The organism is Trinickia sp. (assembly GCF_051961175.1).
Taxonomy (GTDB): Bacteria; Pseudomonadota; Gammaproteobacteria; order Burkholderiales; family Burkholderiaceae; genus Trinickia.
This window is the reverse complement of record NZ_JBQCDN010000067.1, coordinates 14144-30794: the sequence shown is the minus strand read 5'-3', so window position 1 is coordinate 30794 and position 16651 is coordinate 14144. Positions and strand designations below refer to the sequence as shown.

At 62.4% G+C, this 16651-nt stretch carries 15 protein-coding genes; 7 read left to right on the top strand and 8 right to left on the bottom strand.

Annotated features, from left to right (window positions below):
* The 3 genes from ACTHL0_RS03725 to ACTHL0_RS03715 form a co-directional block, all read left to right on the top strand.
* A partial coding sequence (locus ACTHL0_RS03725) for a histidine kinase (RefSeq protein WP_440565242.1) occupies positions 1-983 on the top strand: 983 nt, incomplete at its 5' end.
* Complete coding sequence (locus ACTHL0_RS03720; RefSeq protein WP_440565241.1) at positions 980-1627, top strand: response regulator; 648 nt, start codon at positions 980-982, stop codon at positions 1625-1627. The genes ACTHL0_RS03725 and ACTHL0_RS03720, both read left to right, overlap by 4 nt.
* Positions 1628-1789: 162 nt before the next feature.
* Positions 1790-2188 (top strand): response regulator, encoded by a 399-nt coding sequence (locus ACTHL0_RS03715; protein ID WP_440565240.1) that lies wholly within the window; start codon positions 1790-1792, stop codon positions 2186-2188.
* Between the two features lie 3 nt (positions 2189-2191).
* On the opposite strand, the gene ACTHL0_RS03710 is transcribed toward ACTHL0_RS03715, so the two are convergent.
* From ACTHL0_RS03710 to ACTHL0_RS03685, 6 genes are all read right to left on the bottom strand, one after another.
* Complete coding sequence (locus ACTHL0_RS03710) at positions 2192-2509, bottom strand: hypothetical protein (RefSeq protein WP_440565239.1); 318 nt, start codon at positions 2507-2509, stop codon at positions 2192-2194.
* A 150-nt stretch (positions 2510-2659) separates the two neighbouring features.
* Positions 2660-3538 (bottom strand): glycine-rich domain-containing protein, encoded by an 879-nt coding sequence (locus ACTHL0_RS03705; protein WP_440565238.1) that lies wholly within the window; start codon positions 3536-3538, stop codon positions 2660-2662.
* Between the two features lie 4 nt (positions 3539-3542).
* Positions 3543-7052 (bottom strand): bifunctional diguanylate cyclase/phosphodiesterase, encoded by a 3510-nt coding sequence (locus ACTHL0_RS03700; RefSeq protein ID WP_440565237.1) that lies wholly within the window; start codon positions 7050-7052, stop codon positions 3543-3545.
* A gap of 314 nt (positions 7053-7366) precedes the next feature.
* Positions 7367-8515 (bottom strand): porin, encoded by a 1149-nt coding sequence (locus tag ACTHL0_RS03695; RefSeq protein WP_440565236.1) that lies wholly within the window; start codon positions 8513-8515, stop codon positions 7367-7369.
* A gap of 201 nt (positions 8516-8716) precedes the next feature.
* Positions 8717-9967, bottom strand: coding sequence for a cation:proton antiporter (locus ACTHL0_RS03690; RefSeq protein ID WP_440565235.1), 1251 nt, complete (start codon positions 9965-9967; stop codon positions 8717-8719).
* 50 nt (positions 9968-10017) lie between these two features.
* Positions 10018-10911, bottom strand: coding sequence for a LysR family transcriptional regulator (locus ACTHL0_RS03685; protein WP_440565234.1), 894 nt, complete (start codon positions 10909-10911; stop codon positions 10018-10020).
* Positions 10912-11067: 156 nt separating this feature from the next.
* On the opposite strand from ACTHL0_RS03685, the gene ACTHL0_RS03680 reads away from it, so the two are divergent.
* Positions 11068-11475, top strand: a complete 408-nt coding sequence (locus ACTHL0_RS03680) for a DoxX family protein (protein ID WP_440565233.1) — start codon at positions 11068-11070, stop codon at positions 11473-11475.
* A gap of 101 nt (positions 11476-11576) precedes the next feature.
* Here ACTHL0_RS03680 and ACTHL0_RS03675 read toward each other — a convergent pair whose 3' ends face one another.
* Positions 11577-12704 (bottom strand): YVTN family beta-propeller repeat protein, encoded by a 1128-nt coding sequence (locus ACTHL0_RS03675; RefSeq protein ID WP_440565244.1) that lies wholly within the window; start codon positions 12702-12704, stop codon positions 11577-11579.
* Between the two features lie 114 nt (positions 12705-12818).
* A complete protein-coding gene (locus ACTHL0_RS03670) occupies positions 12819-13634 on the bottom strand; it encodes a creatininase family protein (RefSeq protein WP_440565232.1) in 816 nt (271 codons plus the stop codon).
* A gap of 214 nt (positions 13635-13848) precedes the next feature.
* On the opposite strand from ACTHL0_RS03670, the gene ACTHL0_RS03665 reads away from it, so the two are divergent.
* From ACTHL0_RS03665 to ACTHL0_RS03655, 3 genes are all read left to right on the top strand, one after another.
* A complete protein-coding gene (locus tag ACTHL0_RS03665; protein WP_440565231.1) occupies positions 13849-14844 on the top strand; it encodes a DedA family protein/thiosulfate sulfurtransferase GlpE in 996 nt (331 codons plus the stop codon).
* A gap of 317 nt (positions 14845-15161) precedes the next feature.
* Complete coding sequence (locus ACTHL0_RS03660; protein WP_440565243.1) at positions 15162-15809, top strand: response regulator; 648 nt, start codon at positions 15162-15164, stop codon at positions 15807-15809.
* Positions 15809-16558, top strand: a complete 750-nt coding sequence (locus ACTHL0_RS03655) for a sensor histidine kinase (RefSeq protein WP_440565230.1) — start codon at positions 15809-15811, stop codon at positions 16556-16558. The genes ACTHL0_RS03660 and ACTHL0_RS03655 overlap by 1 nt, the downstream gene beginning before the upstream one ends.
* The last annotated feature ends 93 nt before the right edge of the window (positions 16559-16651 follow it).

The following is a 16651-nucleotide window of genomic DNA, read 5'->3' as shown; positions in this document are numbered from 1 at the left end:
TTCGCTGCTCGGCGATGGAAGCGATCGGCACCACGATCGATCGCTTCATTCCCGAGCGTTTCCGCGGTGCCCATCGCAAGCACGTCGAACGCTTCGGAGAGACGGGCGTCACCGAACGCAGGATGGGAAGGCAGCAACCGGTTCTCGTGGGCCTGCGTACCGACGGCGAGGAGTTTCCGCTCGAAGCGTCGATTTCGCAGATCCGCGACGAGCATGGCAAGTTTTACACCGTCATGCTGCGCGACATCACGGAACGCATGCAGGCCGAAGATGCACTCAAAGCATCCCGCCAAGAACTGCGCGCGTTGTCGGCCAATTTGCAAAGCGTTCGCGAAGACGAAAAAACCCGCATTGCGCGCGAGCTGCACGACGATCTCGGCCAGCAGCTCACGGCATTGAAGATGGATCTCTCCGCCGTCGAACAATCGCTGGCCGAAGTGCCGAGCGCACCGCCGCCCGTGCTCGCCCAGTTGAGCGGCATGCGCCGCCTGATCGATTCCACCGTCGGCTCCGTGCGCCGCATTGCCGCGGATTTGCGGCCGGTCATGCTCGACGATCTCGGGTTGCTGCCGGCGATCGATTGGCTGCTGACCGATTTCACGACCCGCCACGGCATCGAGATCGAACGTCGCATCGAACCGGGTACCGTGCAATTTTCTCGCAGCGGTGCGACAACGCTCTTTCGCATCATGCAGGAAGCCCTGACGAACGTGGTCCGGCACGCCGAAGCCACGCGCGTGTCGATCGCGCTCGCCATCGAAGACGACTGGTGCGTGCTGCGTATTGCCGACAATGGGCGTGGTGCGTCCGGTACGCCAAGCAAGGAAGGCCCCGGGGAAAAATCCTTCGGATTGCTGGGTATTCGCGAACGCGTGCACATTCTGGACGGCACAGTGTCGATCGACACCGCACCGAAACAAGGGTTCGCGCTCACGGTGCGGATTCCGCTCGCCGCCATACAACAGGAAGAGGCTCTGCCATGACAAAAGTTCTGCTGGCCGATGACCACGCGCTCGTCCGCGACGGGCTGCGCCATATTCTCGAGGGCACGAGCGGGTTCGAAGTCGTCGGAGAGGCGTATGACGGCCCCACCACCATTTCGCTGGTGCGTGGCACGCCGGCCGATGTCCTCGTATTGGATCTCTCCATGCCCGGGCGCAACGGCATCGAACTCGTGAAGCAGATCAAGGATGAACTGCCCACGCTGCGCGTGCTCGTACTGACCATGCACGCCGAGCAGCAGTACGCGGTGCGCGCGTTCAAGGCGGGGGCCTCGGGCTATCTCACCAAGGAAAGCGCCAGCAAGGAACTGGTTTCGGCGTTGACGAAGATTTCCGCCGGCGGCGTGTACGTCAGCCTGTCGATGGCCGAGCGGCTCGCGCAGAGCCTGAACGAGCCAACCGATATGCTGCCGCATCAGCGGCTCTCCGATCGCGAATTCGACGTATTCCGCCGCATCGCGGGCGGGCAGACAATCAGCGAAATCGCCAACGAATTGTGCGTGAGCGCCAAAACCGTCAGCACCTACAAAACACGCATCCTCGAAAAGATGCAGATGCCGCACGAAGCCGCCTTGGTTCGTTACGCCATTCAGCACAAGTTGTTCGAAGATAGCGAAGACTTGTAACGATAAGTAACCACCCGCGCTGCCTATCAAGCCGCGCAAGCCCGCCGCATGGGCCGCCCGCCTCGCGTGTAGGGATTCGCCTACATGCGCATTCCGGGCCGCCTACAGCACATTCCTACCGAGCCGATATTTATTTCGAAAGGCGCTGACGATACTGTTCGCATGGAATCGAACAACCGATCACCGCTGAGAGTGTTTGTCGTCGACGAATCGACCCTGGTTCGCGAGCGGCTGTCGGGACATATCGGGCCGCACGGCGCTGCTTGCATCGTCGGCGAAGCCGAAGATGTCGAGACGGCGCTCCAAGGCATCGAAGACACGGACGCCGAAGCCGTCATCCTCGATCTACGCCTGATCGACGGCAGCGGCGTGGACCTGCTCCACGCATTGCGTAGTCGTACCGACCCCATCGTGACGATCGTCCTGACCAACTACGCGTCTCCCGTGTTTCGGGAGGCGAGCGTCGTGGCCGGCGCCGATTACTTCTTCGACAAGACGACCGAGTTCGATCTGGCGATGGAGACGATTGCCCGCCTGGCACGCGAAAAAATGGAAGGTTGATGTTTAGTCGTTCAGGCGGGACAGGTCGGCGCCACGATGGCCGAGCTCCCGCTCCGCACAGTCGAAAACCGCACGCACGGCGGCCTCGGGTTCTATTTCGGAACAGTGAGCCAACGCGATTCGTTCTTGTTCCGATGTCATGACGTCCAGCCGCGCATCGTAATACCTGCCGCTCGGCCCTTGCAGCACTTCAATCGCGAGATGGCAGCCGCTCACGCACCGCGCAAAGCGCATGAGCCGCAACAATTGGACGCCGGCCTCGGCTTCGATCCGTGCTTCCCCGGGGAACCCGAGGTACACGATTTGCATGCCGATTCCCATTTGCACCCTCCCAAGCCAATTCACCCGCCCGCTTGGCCGAAGCCGGCGCTCACGCACGCGTGAGGCGCCGGTTCCTATCTTCGCGGAGCAGGGGAAAAACGGTTTGACCTGGGTCAACGGCGCGCGACGGCGCCGCGCAGGGCGCACGGCCTAGGCGCTGCGCCGCCAGACGGGTGCGGCGGCTCGGCGGACCTGATAAACCGCGGCCATCGCTTCGGGCTTGACGCAATACGCTTTCGCATCGTTCTTCGCTTCGGGCTTGACGCAGTATGCTTTGGCATCGCCCTTCGCCTCGGGCTTCACGCAGTACGCTTTGGCATCGTTCTTTGCTTCCGGTTTGACGCAGTACGCTATCGCATCGCCCTTCGCTTCGGGTTTGACGTAAGACGCCATCGGATCGGCTTTCTCTTGTGGTTTGTCGCTATAGGCCATCGCATCTCCCTTAGCTTCCGGTTTGACGCAATACGCCATCGCATCACCCTTAGCTTCGGGCTTCACGCAATACGCCATCGCATCGCCCTTCGCCTCCGGTTTGACGCAATACGCCATCGCATCACCCTTAGCTTCCGGCTTCACGCAATACGCCTTCGCATCGCCCTTCGCCTCCGGTTTGACGCAGTACGCCATCGCATCACCATGACCCGCCGCACCGAACTCGCGCGCCGCCAAGTCGTCGCTCGCCGCCGCCAGCGCGAAATGGCGCGCCTCGTCCTCCGCGCCATCGAGCCCGCTGTACGGATCGTGGTGGATCATGTACCCGAAAATCCGCTCACAATCGGCGCTGTAACGCTGCGTATCGAGGATATGCATGTGCCAGAACTCGTCGACTTCCTCGCTCGGCACGATCGGCGCATCGGGATGCTTCGCCGCGAGCTTCAAGAATTGCCGATATCCCGCCTCGGCGCGCTCGATCTGACGCAACGCGATGATGCCGTCGCGGCGATGCATGAGCTTGGCCTTGATCCGGCTGAAATCAAGCTCGTCGATCGCTTGATACATGGCGGCGATGCCCCGTTTGTTGATCTGCATGGTGCTATTCCTTCAAGACGAAATGATGGCGCTGCGGTTCGCTGACTTGGGCGCCGTTGGCTAACGATCTCGTCGGAGACGCGAGACCGGGTTCCGCCCCAGGGCCGAGAAAGCTCTCGACGTCGGTGGCGGGAATGGGGCGGCTGAAGAAGTAACCCTGCACTTCGTCGCAGCCATCCTTGCGGAGAAAATCGATTTGCTTCTGCGTTTCCGCGCCTTCCGCGATGACGGTCAGCCCAAGGCTGTGTCCCAGCGCGATCACGGCGCTCGTGATCTGCGTATCGCTATGGCTGTCCGGCACGTTGCGGATGAATGACCGGTCGATCTTCACGGTATCGATCGGGAAGCGGTTCAGATAGGCGAGCGACGAGTAGCCGGTACCGAAATCGTCGATCGAAAGACGCACGCCGGTACACTTGATCGCCGCGAGCCAGCGCACGGCTTGCTCGGGATGGCGCATCACCATGCTTTCGGTCAACTCGAGCTCCAGGTATTCGCCGGGTAGCCTCGCTTCGGCCAGCGCATCCATGATGGTTTCGTGCAGATGGGGATCTGCGAACTGCCGCGCCGATAAATTCACGGCGACGTGGATCGGCGCCAATCCGCGTGCGCGCCATTCGGCCGCTTGCCGGCACGCCTCGCGCAATACCCACGCACCAATCGGCACGATGGCCCCCGTTTCCTCGGCGATCGGGATGAATTCGGTGGGCGCAATCGCGCCGAGCACCGGATTGTTCCAACGCAACAGCGCCTCGACACCCGTGCAATGATTCGTGCGCAGATCGATTCGCGGCTGATAGACGAGCGTGAACTCGTGGTTATCCACGGCATGCCGTAGGTGCGTCTCCATTTCGACACGCCGATGCAGCGACATACTCATCTGCCGCACGTACATCTGATACGTGTTTTTACCGCGCTGCTTTGCGCCATACATCGCCATATCGGCGTGCTTGAGCAGCGTCTGCGCATCCTCGCCGTCACCGGGGAACGAACTGACGCCGATACTCGCGCTCACTTGCAGTTGCGTGCCGCTGATCATGAACGGCTGCGCCAGCGCCGCCTGGATCGCATCGATCGTTTCGATGACGACGGCCACGCCATCGCTCGGATGCTTCACGAGCACGACGAATTCGTCGCCGCCGAGCCGCGCGATCATGTCGGCTCCGGAGAGCGCTTCGTGCAAGCGCGCCACGACCGCGCGCAAGAGCAGATCGCCGACGTTGTGCCCGAGCGAGTCGTTGACGTCCTTGAATCGGTCCAGATCGATGAAGAGCACATGCAGCGCGGTGGCATCGGCGCGTGCGCGCGCCAGCAACTCGTCGAGATGCTCGCGGAACATCAACCGGTTCGGCAGTCCTGTCAGCGCGTCGTGCGTGGCCAGGAAGTGCAGATTGTCCTCGGCCTGCCGGCGCTGGAGGAAGTGGCTCATCTGGCTGACGATCGAGCGCGCCATGACCAGCGCCTGCGGCTCCGCGTGGCGCCGCTCCCGCGAGTAGAACTCGGCCACGCCCACCACGACCGAACCCAGGCGCAGCGCAAACGAGAATGTCGTGGAGACGCCCGCATCGGCAAGCCAGCTGTCGCAGCCCGTGCGCGCCGCGCCGCGGCCGGTCACGCTCCAACGCGGCGCAGCCGGCGCATCGTCCTCGGCGATCACATTCGGCCCATGCAACACCAGCCAGGTTTCGAAGCCACTCTCGTGTGCCGTCGAGGTGGCGCACAGCAACTGCTTCGTGCCCGCGGACGTCGGCCGGAACGTGCCCCCGTCCCAATCCATGCCGCGTACGATCGATTCGACCAGATGCCGGCAGACATCGAACTCGTTGCCGGCCGTGGCGAGATAGAGCGTGAAGGTGTGCTCGAGATCCCTGGCTCGTTCGATCGACTTTTGTTTCGTGATTTCGAGCGCGGTCCCGCGCAGCATGCACGTCTGTCCCGCTCCATAAGCATGGCCAATCACGCGCAGCCAACCGCGCCGTCCGCGCCGCGAGCGATAGCGGCATTCGAGTTCGAACGCATCGCGTGTCGTCAGCGTATGTCTTGCCTGTTCGAACAACGCCCGGCGATCGGTAGGATCGATCGTGCGCAGCAGCGCCTTCAGCGTTTGCGTCGGCTCGCGGAGCCCGATCAGGCGTGCCATCTCTCTGGACAAATAGGCCCCGCCTTCGTCGATGTCGACGCGCCAATCCCCGAGATGCGCAATGCGCTGCGCTTCCGCACGTGCCGCTTCGCTTTCGCGCAAGTCGTAGGTGATCGTGTCGGCCAGCCTGACGGCTCGCGAGCGCGAGCTCGACAAGGCATAAGCCAAGCCAGCGAGCAACACACTGATCACGACACCGGCGGCCAGCGCGACATCGGGCAAGACCTGCTGGGTCCCGCTGAGCGCGCTCATATTGGCCGAAAACACGATCGTCCAGCGCCGCCCGGCGAACGGCTGCTGCGCCGTCCGTTCCAGCGTGGCCACCGGAGTCGCCCGCGCGGCACGGGGTGCGCGCGCGACGATGGCCGCCTTGGCACGGGCGGGAGCGCGCGAAACGCCGGCCGTCGATCCTGGCCCCGCCATCGCGGCACCATTTACGCTGTCATACAAAAGCGACGCATTCGACAACGCGCTCGCCGGTGCACCCAAGGTACCCGCGTCATAGATCTTGAACTTGATGACGCGCAGCGTTTCCGCACTGAGCAACCCGTCCATCATGTCGTTGACGCGAATGCCGGCCCCGACCGAACCGAGGTAGGCAAGCCGGCGCTCACTGACCGTCGTCGTCGCCATGCCCTTGCGATAGACGGGCATGCGCATCGCCATTCCGACAAATCGCGCACCGCGATCGTCGAGGATCAATCTCCCGCTGCTGATGGGCTCGCCGCTATCGCGCAGCTTTTCCATGGCGGCACGCCGTTGCGGAGCGGCGTCCATGTCGAGGCCGACTGCTTCGCGATTGACAGCGAGCGGCTCGAGGTAAGTGAGCACATCGTAGTCGTCGCGCAGCCCGGGCGGATGCATCGAAAAATCGATCCCCGCCTGCTTCAACAGCAAGTCCTCGCGTTGCGCGGCCACGAACGCAGGCAGGTTCGCGGCACGCACGTAAGCCGCATAGTTCAACGTCTGAAAACCGGGATAGCGGCCGGGCAAATCGAGACCCGTAACGAAATCGCGAAACTCGGCGCGCGTGACGTTCGAGTCTTCGCCGAATAGTGCGCGCATCGTGACCAGGACGTCGGTATACAGGCGGACGCGCACCGCAATTTGCTGTTCGACACTGCGCGAATCATTATCGAAGCGCAGGCTTGCCTCACGCTGAACGAATTGCCCGCAGATCGAATAAACGGTCAGCGTAATCGACAGCGCGAGCGCCAGCACGACAAGGGCCAACCCCTGAGCGTACCAATCGCGGCATAGGCGCCGCAGACGTTCGGATATATCGCGCACTTCAGTTCCCCAAAATACCGCATCCCGGATCACTGGCAGCCGGATGCCAGCCAATGCGCACATGCCCGCCTGACGCAAAGCCATGACGGCAGCGCCGGACGATGCAAACGTTCGTTAATCGATTGCCGGATCGGTCGGTTATCCGACTGCTGATGCCGGCACACGCGCCCGACGAAGCGGGCGACAAAGCAGAGCGGCCACCCAATCAGACCCTTCGGGCGCCGTAATGGAAGCAAGTTCTTATAGGCTCATTTGTACGAAGGATAACGTTCGACGAGGTTGATTCAAGTCAAACAAACCCTATCGCCACAAACCCTCTCAGGGCCTTGTCAGTCAACGCTGACAAAGCGAACCGCCATAGCGGAATCCGCGCGGATAAAAGGCGGTAATAGTGACCGCTAAAAGAGGTGACGCATGCCGAGCGAAACGACTGTTTGCGAATTTGAATTAGCGGCGGGCAAGGTAAATAATTGCGCGCGGACGCCGCTGCTGGCACGCAATACCACTGCGTTGCAGTAAATGTCCGTCCGTTTCGAGAGGGAGTAATCGATACCGGCGACGATTTGATTCCAGTGCGCCTGTCCAAGCTTCGAATAGGCGTAGCTGCCGGCCAGCGAAAGCGCGTGAGTCACGGAATATCTGACGCCGCCCTCGGCCGTTCTCAGCGACGCACTCGCACCCTTCTGGCGGAAATCGACGAGCGTGAAGAGCCCGTGCAGGAACGCGGGCCCCCATTGGTAGCCGGCGCCGATACCCGACACCGATAATTTGTCGAAAACCTGGAACGGCGACAGTAGCCCTTGGGGCCGCGTGCCGACGAGCTGCGTACCGAGGACAGTCGTCCCGATGCCGAATGCCTCGGTGTAGTTGTGGATGCCGACATAAGCCGCACCCGCGCTGAACGCTCCGTGCGAATAGGTGGCGCCGAGCGCCACGGCGCTGTTCGCGACAAAATTGCCTGGCTGTCCGCCAAACGAATAGAGCACGCCGAGCTGCAGGCCGCCCAGAACAGGTGTGACATATCGCACCGAATTGTCGAGACGCTCGGCCCCGAGCCTATCGAGATCGCCGAGATGAAAGGCGAATACCGATGGCGTCACCGTTCCAGCGGAGAATTGCGTCAGGTTGGTCGACATGAAGTCGTACTGACGCCCGAACGTCAACGTGCCGAGCCGATCGCTCGCGAGGCCGACAAAGGCTTGGCGGCCGAATTCGAGCCCGCCTTGAGAAAAGCGGCCGTCATTGAGCGTAAATCCGTTTTCGAGGCGGAAGACGGCGCGCCATCCGCTGCCGAGCGGTTCGACGCCGCGCAGCCCCCAGCGATCGGATTGACCGACGCCGCTCGTTTGCGCCCACGCCCGGCCACCGTTTGCATTCGTCGTGAACGTCAGCGCGTCGTCGACAATGCCGTAGAGCTGAACGGTTGCTTGCGCCGACACATGACTGGCCATCGACAGCAATGCGATGCCGGCGATCAAACGGCAGCCAGCGCTGCCCTCTCTGCCTCTTGCCACGCTGCGCCCATGCCACCGATTCGATGTGCTCATCGCGCCTCCACTGCATGTAGCCGCTGAAACGACACATACCGGCGCTCAAATGGGCCGAGTCACTCAGCAACATAGTGGTGCCAGAGAGACATTGCAACATACAAATAAAAAACCGTACTGCCAAACCCGACAGGCCGCATGCGGCATTTCCCGGAATTCGCCACGCGTGCGGCGTCCTACGGATCAATATCGAGAACGGAACTAGTCCCGGGCGGCTGTCATCGCGAGCCGCGCCGGCCCGCGACGGCGCGCCCACCGATGCACGAGCTGCGCGCTGGCAGCCGTCATCGTCAACGTCGCAATGAGCAAGATCGTGTAGAGCGAAGCGGAAATCAGCCGCAATTGAAGCCCAATGCTGAGCACCATCAGCTCGACCGTCCCGCGGCTGTTCATGAGCACGGCGATCAAATGCGATCGATCGTGATCGATACGGCACAGCCTTGCGCCGATATAGCACCCACCGTATTTGCCGGCGATGCCGATCACGAGAAAGAGCCCGAGCCACGCCCAGAGCATCGGCGAATTCAGCGCGGAAATCGACGCTTGCATGCCCGCGGAAACAAAAAATAACGGCGTTAGAACGAGATCCGCGAGGCCGGAGAAACGGCGTTGCCACAGGTCCAGCAAATCGCGCCGGCGAGACAGGTTGACCGCCGCCACCAGTGCGCCGAACGCACTATGAACACCTAACGTCGTTGCCGCCCATGCGGAGAGCAGCACATAACAGAGTGCGACAACGAGCATCGCGGAATCGCCGCTCCAGCGCTTCGTCACTTCGAGCAGCCCTTGCATGGCCAGCCGCACGAGCGTAACCGAAACGGCGAAGAAGCCGGCCAATACCAGCAGGCCGTGGAACGCCGATCCGGCCGAAAAGCCCGACTTCGCGAGCGCACCCACACTGGCCAACAACAGCCATCCCACCGCATCGGTGATCGTTGCCGCGAGAATCGACAAGCGAGCCGACGGATGTCCCTCGATTCCGGCTTCCGTCACGATGCGGGCCATCACCGGCAAAGCGGATACCGAAAGCGCGACGCCGCAGAACAGCACATAGGCGATGCGCGGCACTTGCGGTGGCACGAACGAGGCATCGCCGACGCTGGCCAGTGCACACCCCATGGCGAACGGGCACACCATGCCGAGTGCCGCGACCACGATCGGAGGCCACGCGGCCGAGCGCGTCTTCGGCATGTCGCCGACGATATGAGACCCCGTCTGAAACATCAGGAAGACGAGACCGAGTTCGCCGAGCTTCGACAGCAACTCCGCGGACGCAGGCGTGAACAACGCCTGATACCCCGCCCCGCCGAGCGCGCCGAGCACGGACGGCCCCAGCAGCAACCCCGCGACGAGTTCACCGACGACTTTCCCCTGCCCGATCCGTCGCGCCAAGGCGCCGCACGCCGACGTCGCGACGATCGCGACGCATAGTTGAAGCATCCAGTTGGACATCGAATAAGTGTGTGAGCGAGTGAGTGGTGGGTTGGGCGAAACCGCGAAGCTTAACGCAGACGCGCGTCCTCACCGATAAAATCGAGGAATGTCCGCACTTTGGGCGAAAGATATTTTCGGTGGCGATAGACGCCGTAGAGCTTGGTACCGAAGAAACGATAATCCGTCAGCACAGCTTTCAGCGCCCCCGCTTCGAGATCGTGGGCGATCAGCGCCTTGGGCAGGAACGCCAGGCCCATCCCTTCCAGCGCGGCGAGCCGAAGCAGCGATTCGTTGTTCGTCTGCAACGCGCAATCGGCCTTGAATGTTTCGACGCCTCGCGGCCCTTCCACTTCAATCATGTTATTCGCCGGAAACATCGCATAGCCGAGCAGCGCATGCTGAGCGAGCGCCTGCGCATCGCTCGGCACGCCCGCCTTGCGCAAGTAGCCGGGCGCGGCCACGAGATGAAAGATCACCGGCGCGATCGGCCGCGCGATGAGCGCGGGACCCAGCGACATCGGGTTCGTCACGCGCAAGGCGAGATCGAAACCCTCTTCGACGAGATTGACGAAGCGGCCCGACAGATCGATGTCGAGACGCACGTCGGGATACCGCGTGCGGTAATCGTTCAGCACCCCGACGAAATCGGGATTGGCCATCCATACCGGGGCACTCACTTTGAGCGTTCCGTGGGGCGCAGCCGTCGATTGGCCGACCGCGGATTCCACATCGTCGAGTTCGTCGAGCAGTTGGCGAACATGCTCGAAATACGTCGCGCCCGATTCGGTCAGGCTCAAATGGCGGCTCGTCCGGTTGAGCAGCAATGTGCCCAGCCGGCGCTCCAGATGCATGACGTGCTTGCTCGCCATCGCCGGCGACATGTCCAGCCGGCGTGCGGCCGCGGCGAAACTCTTGGCCTCGACCGCCAACCGAAAAACGCGCATGCTCGTCAACGTATCCATCCGATCATCAACCCACAGTAAATGATGGATGAATCATAGCCGAGTTGTCGGGACGCGCCGCTGCCCGTATCGTTGCATGATTCGCCGGCAGAACGCCCGCCTCGCTTTCAAGGCGCTCGCCGGTGCGACCGTTCCTCACTATCAACGATGACCATCATGATCAACGATAAAACCGCTCCGCTGGCTGCCCTGCTGCTTCGCTTAAGCCTGGGGATTCTCTTTCTCGCTCACGTCGGCCTGAAGCTGTTCGTATTCGGCATACCCGGCTTCGTCGGCTACTTCGCCTCGCTCGGCCTGCCCGCGATTGCGGCGTACCTGACGATCGTGCTCGAGCTGGTCGGCGGGATCGCGCTGATCCTCGGCATCTGGGCGTCCTGGGTGGCGTTGCCGCTCGCCGTCGAAATGCTCGGGACGATCGCGCTCGTTCACGGTGCGAACGGCTGGCTGTTTACCAACAAGGGTGGCGGTTGGGAATATCCTGCGTTCTGGGCCATCGCGCTCGTCGCGCTGTTCCTGCTCGGCGACGGTGCCTATGCGCTGCGCCCCGCAAAACGCGCCGCCTGATCGCTCGTGAACGTAAAGTTTAAGTACTAACTCGTTAGTTAGTATCGATATCGGATACCGCACCGGCCCGCTCTTGCAGCGCGCTAGTGCGGGACAGGGCATTAACGCATATTGCCCGTGTGCCCGAGCGAATAGCGCCCCGGCTGCGGCCATACGGTAAGGCCATGCGGCTCCATGCCGACGGGAATCTGTTTCATCGCACCCGTGGCCGTATCGATCGCATAGACCACATCGTCGAATCGCCCCGATAACCAAAGCGTCTTGCCGTCGACGCTGACATTGCCCATATCGGGGCTGCCCCCTCCCGGGATCGGCCAGTTCGCGACGACCTTGCGCGTCGCGAAGTCGAGCACCGAAACACTGCCCTTTCCATGGCGCAGGCCATGCACGCGATTCGATCCCCGGTTGGCGATATAAAGCCGGGTGCCATCGCGGCTCGGATAGAGCCCGTGCGTGCCGACGCCCGTCTGGATGAAACCGATCTTCGAGAAGCTGTCGCCATCGACGAGGTACACGCCGTCGGCCATCATATCGGCGACATAGAACACCTTCCCGTCAGGCGAGACGCGGATATCCTGCGGCATGCCGTTCTTCTGGAGTGCCAGGTAACCGAGCACCTTGCGGTTCACCATGTCGATCTTCGCGAGCTCGCCGCCGAACTCGCAGGTGAAAATTGCGTAGCGGCCGTCGATCGAAAAATCGGCATGATTGATACCTTTGCATTCCGGCACGTCGAGGCTCGACTCCAACCGCATCGTATGGGGATCGCGAAAATCGAGCCGGGCATGCGCTTCGGCGACGACGATGGCCTGCTTGCCATCGGGCGTGAAGTACATGTTGTAGGGATCATCGACAGTGATTGCCTGACCGGGCTTGCCCGTCAGCGTATCGATCGGCGTCAGGCTGCCGTCGGTGCGGCCCTCGGCATTGTTCGTCACCCACAGCGTCTTCAGATCCCACGACGGGACGATGTGCTGCGGACTGCGTCCAACGGGAAACTTGTCGATCACCTTGTACGTGGATGGATCGATGACATAGACATCGTCCGAGCGCAGATTCGGGACATAGACCCTCGACAAGGCCCCCTTTACGGCAGGGCTCAAGCGATTGACGCCTGCCTCGCTATACAAATTCGACGGATCGACCACGCTTGGCATGCCCGATACCGTCTGCACCGTCGAGGCCCATATCGTGGCCGGCGCGAGTGTCATCCATGCGCCGGCAACCATGGCACCGATCGACGCAGCGAGCCTCGTACGGCGAAGTCCCTTCGAACCCATACTCCCTCCCGTTGTTCACAGCCGGCGCCGCGCTCGATACCCGAGCGTGACGATTGACGACGGTCAGCGCGCCGCCGTGTCCTTGCGAATCGCATCGATCGTCCTGGCGACGATCGCGTCGATACCGGGACGCCCCAACTCGGCGGTCGCGCGTCGCGGGTCGCCCCCGTAGACGCCATCGGCGGCCCCGGGCTTCGGCGCCGCGCGCAATGCATCGAGCCGGACCATCTGCGGCGCGACCGCCAGCAACAGCGCCGTATCGGCCAGGCCCGCATGCGTGCCGATTTCATCGTCGCGATAGCCCTTTTCTCGCAACATGCGGGCATATCCGTCGGAACTGGCCTCGTAGTACTCGGGCGGCACGAATGCGCGCGCCCCTTTTCCGGCCCACGCCTTAGTCAGGCGCGCGGCCACCTGCTTGAGATCGTTCTGATAGCCGCCGTGATCGCCAAGAAACACCACGTTCTTGAACCCGTGCACTTCGAAGCTGTTTGCGGCGGATTCGAGCGTCTTTTCAAAGACGTCGTCCGGTACCGTGATAGTGCCCGGAAAGCGCATATGGGCGGTCTGCGGCGCATAGCCGCCCTCCGGCACGTAGGCGACGACCGGCGCCACCAGCGCATTGCCGAGGCCGCGCGCGATGCGCGTGGCCAGCCACTGCACGCGCGCGTTGTGCTTGCCGAGCGCGACGTACGGACCGCTTTGCTCGGTCCCGCCGATCGGTACGATGATCGTCGTCTTGCCCGCCGCGAGTTCGCCGCGCAGCTCCGTCCACGTCAGGTCTTCGAGTTGAACGGTGTTCGGCGCCTGCGCCCATGAGAGGGCTTGCACGCACGAGAGTCCGATGCAAATGAAAGCTTTTTGTAAAGAACGACGCATACCGCGCTCCTCGAAAAATGGCCGCGGAGCTCCAGGGCCTGTTCACGCTTGCGTCGATTATGGGTCATAGGTCGCACGAATTCGCATTCGCCGTCACGGCTTCGACGCGCGCAAACCGCGGGCGGGCGACACATCGAAGCAGCCGGGCGATGGACGCGGCATAATCGGCGCATCCCGCCATTTCAGGCGGTGCGTTCTCACGAGGTAACCTCCGATGCTTCACGACCTGGTCGCACGCTACGGCCCGGCGCTCGTCTTCGTCAACGCGCTGGCCGCATCGCTGGGCCTGCCGGTCCCGGCCATGCCGACGCTGGTCCTGTTCGGCGCCATGGCCGCGCTGCATCCCGAATCGATCGGCGCGCAAGCCCTGCTCGTCTTCGCGCTCGCCGTGATCGCTTCGGTCATCGGTGACAGCGTTTGGTTCCTCGCCGGCCGTCGCTACGGCGGCAACACGCTCAAGACGCTCTGCCGGTTGTCGTTATCACGCGACACCTGCGTCAAAAAAACGGTGCGCTTTTTCGGCCGTGGGGGCGTACGCGTGCTAACGGTGTCGAAACTCGTGCCGGGCTTGTCGCTGCTTTCGGTTCCGATGGCCGGGGCCGTCGGCATCCCGTACCGGGTGTTCGTCGCGCACGATGGGGTCGGCGCCGCGATTTGGGCGACGCTGGGCTTGGGTATCGGCTTCATCGTCTCGCGCCAGATCGACTGGCTGTTCGACGGCGTCAGCCGCCTGGGCCACGCGAGCATTCCCGTCATCGCCACGCTGCTCGCCCTGTATGCGGCTTATCGCTGGATGCGGCGGCGCGCGTTCATGCACAAATTGGCCGACGCACGCATCGACGTCGACCAACTCTATGAGTTGATGCTCGGCGAAACGGCTCCGGTGATCCTCGATATTCGATCGGACGAAAAGCGGCGGCTCGATCCTTATGTTATTCCGGGCGCGCTTTTCGCGGACGAACGGAAACTCGACGAAATTATTGCGGCGTATCGCCCCAACCAAAAAGTCGTCATCTATTGCTCGTGCCCGAATGAAGTCTCGGCGGCATGGATGGCAAAGAAGATGACCGACGCCGGGTTTCTCGATGTATTGCCGCTCAAGGGTGGCATTGACGCGTGGCGGGACGCGGGGCGTGCGGTGACGATGCTGCAGGCGCAAGCGGAAGACAACGCTCAGGCCGGCAGCCATTCGGCGCCGCGTGCCGCTTAATGGCCGTTTTTCGACGAATACGACGAGTATGATGATTCCGGGGCCGCGCCCGGTAGCTTTTGCAAAGCCATCGATAAAAGCATTGTCGGCACAATTGCAACTTGGTGAGAACGCGAATCTCGCGGTAGCATGCCATCTCAAGCCCATCGCCGAATAACGGCAGGGAAAACCTGAATCAATTAGACGAATGCGGGCGATTATGATGGCAACAACATATAGCCATCGCCCGTGCCCCTCTGATACAAGCCATGAGCACCGCCCTTCATCACCCGAGGCGCACTGCGATCGATCGCAGTCTGGAAGGCCTCCGCACGTGCGTGACGCGCGTCCTGCTCGCCGACGACCACCCCGTGTTCCGAGAGGGTTTGCGCGACGTCCTCCAAGGCATGCCGGATATCCGGATCGAGGGGGAGGCATGGGATGCCGCATCCGCCTTGGCATTGGTACGCCGAACGCCAGCCGACGTCCTGCTGCTCGATCTCTCGATGCCCGGACGCAGCGGAATCGAATTGATCAGAAATATTCGCGACGAGGCACCATCGCTGAAGATACTCGTATTGACGATGTACGAGGAACGCCATTACGCGTTGCGTGCTTTAATGGCGGGGGCGCACGGTTATCTGACGAAACACGCGGCGATGCCCGAAGTGTCGAGCGCCTTGCGCAAAATCTTGGCAGGCGGTATTTACGTTGGCCCCTGGATGGCCGATTACGTTGCGCAGAATCTGGTGGCGCCGCCAGAGACGGCGCCGCATCAACAACTGAACGACCGTGAATTCGATATCTTCATGCGGCTCGCGAGGGGAGACAATGCGGGCGACATCGGCCGCGCGTTAAGCCTCAGCGCGAAGACGGTCAGCAATTACAAAACGCGTATCTTCGACGTCATGCGTTTCTCGAACGGTGCGGCGCTGGTCCGCTATGCGATGCACAATCAATTGATCGACGATCACGATATCGTGTGATGCCGCCCGACGAAAACCGCGTACACGATGCGCCGTCCACCTCGCCCGGACGCGCGGAGGCGCCCACGCTCGCCCGCATGCTCGAACTCGCCAATCAAACCGCCCGCGAAGAGGAACGCAAACGCATCGCGCAGGAACTGCATGATGACCTCGGGCAGCAGCTGAGTGCGCTCGAATTCAGCGCAAAGCGCATCGAACGGCTCGCCGGGATCGAACAACGAAGCCATCCGCTAGGCACGGCGATCCGCGATTTGCAATTGCAAATCGAATGCGCCCTGACTTCGGTCAAGCGCATGACGCAGCAATTGCGTCCGCTAGCGCTTGAAACACTCGGCTTCCCGGCGGCGATCGAGTGGCTGGCGGCGGAGTTTGCCAACCGCTCGAACGTGCGGGTTGCGTGCCGCTTCAGAGCGGTTGGGTTCGACGTGTCGGAGCCCGCCGCGACGGCCATCTTTCGCATCGCTCAGGAAGCGCTGACGAACGTCGCGCGCCATGCGTCGGCGAACACGGTAACGATCGACTTCTACCGCGACTGCGACGTCTGCGTACTCCGGATCGCTGACGACGGCGTCGGCAAACCGTCGCATGCGGACGGACTCCCGCGATGCCCGCGTCAGTCGCTGGGATTGTCCGGTATGGCGGAACGCGCGGCGCAATTTCAAGGCACGCTATCGATCCATAGCGCGGAAGGCGCCGGCTTCACCATCGTCGTGCGGCTGCCCCTCTCGGCTATCGCGCCGATTCCCTGACGCTCGCGCTAAGCGCCGGCCACATGCGCTGGCCTTCGATATCCGTTTCGCCATTGTTCCATCCGTGAGACGGTGAGTCCGTTCCTTGCATCT

What these genes read in the sequence shown, in the direction of transcription:
- ACTHL0_RS03720 (WP_440565241.1), top strand. Translation starts at nt 980, where the DNA reads ATGACAAAAGTTCTGCTGGCCGATGACCACGCGCTCGTCCGCGACGGG.
- ACTHL0_RS03715 (WP_440565240.1), top strand. Translation starts at nt 1,790, where the DNA reads ATGGAATCGAACAACCGATCACCGCTGAGAGTGTTTGTCGTCGACGAA.
- ACTHL0_RS03710 (WP_440565239.1), bottom strand. Translation starts at nt 2,509, where the DNA reads ATGGGAATCGGCATGCAAATCGTGTACCTCGGGTTCCCCGGGGAAGCA.
- ACTHL0_RS03705 (WP_440565238.1), bottom strand. Translation starts at nt 3,538, where the DNA reads ATGCAGATCAACAAACGGGGCATCGCCGCCATGTATCAAGCGATCGAC.
- ACTHL0_RS03700 (WP_440565237.1), bottom strand. Translation starts at nt 7,052, where the DNA reads ATGGCTTTGCGTCAGGCGGGCATGTGCGCATTGGCTGGCATCCGGCTG.
- ACTHL0_RS03695 (WP_440565236.1), bottom strand. Translation starts at nt 8,515, where the DNA reads ATGAGCACATCGAATCGGTGGCATGGGCGCAGCGTGGCAAGAGGCAGA.
- ACTHL0_RS03690 (WP_440565235.1), bottom strand. Translation starts at nt 9,967, where the DNA reads ATGTCCAACTGGATGCTTCAACTATGCGTCGCGATCGTCGCGACGTCG.
- ACTHL0_RS03685 (WP_440565234.1), bottom strand. Translation starts at nt 10,911, where the DNA reads ATGGATACGTTGACGAGCATGCGCGTTTTTCGGTTGGCGGTCGAGGCC.
- ACTHL0_RS03680 (WP_440565233.1), top strand. Translation starts at nt 11,068, where the DNA reads ATGATCAACGATAAAACCGCTCCGCTGGCTGCCCTGCTGCTTCGCTTA.
- ACTHL0_RS03675 (WP_440565244.1), bottom strand. Translation starts at nt 12,704, where the DNA reads ATGGTTGCCGGCGCATGGATGACACTCGCGCCGGCCACGATATGGGCC.
- ACTHL0_RS03670 (WP_440565232.1), bottom strand. Translation starts at nt 13,634, where the DNA reads ATGCGTCGTTCTTTACAAAAAGCTTTCATTTGCATCGGACTCTCGTGC.
- ACTHL0_RS03665 (WP_440565231.1), top strand. Translation starts at nt 13,849, where the DNA reads ATGCTTCACGACCTGGTCGCACGCTACGGCCCGGCGCTCGTCTTCGTC.
- ACTHL0_RS03655 (WP_440565230.1), top strand. Translation starts at nt 15,809, where the DNA reads ATGCCGCCCGACGAAAACCGCGTACACGATGCGCCGTCCACCTCGCCC.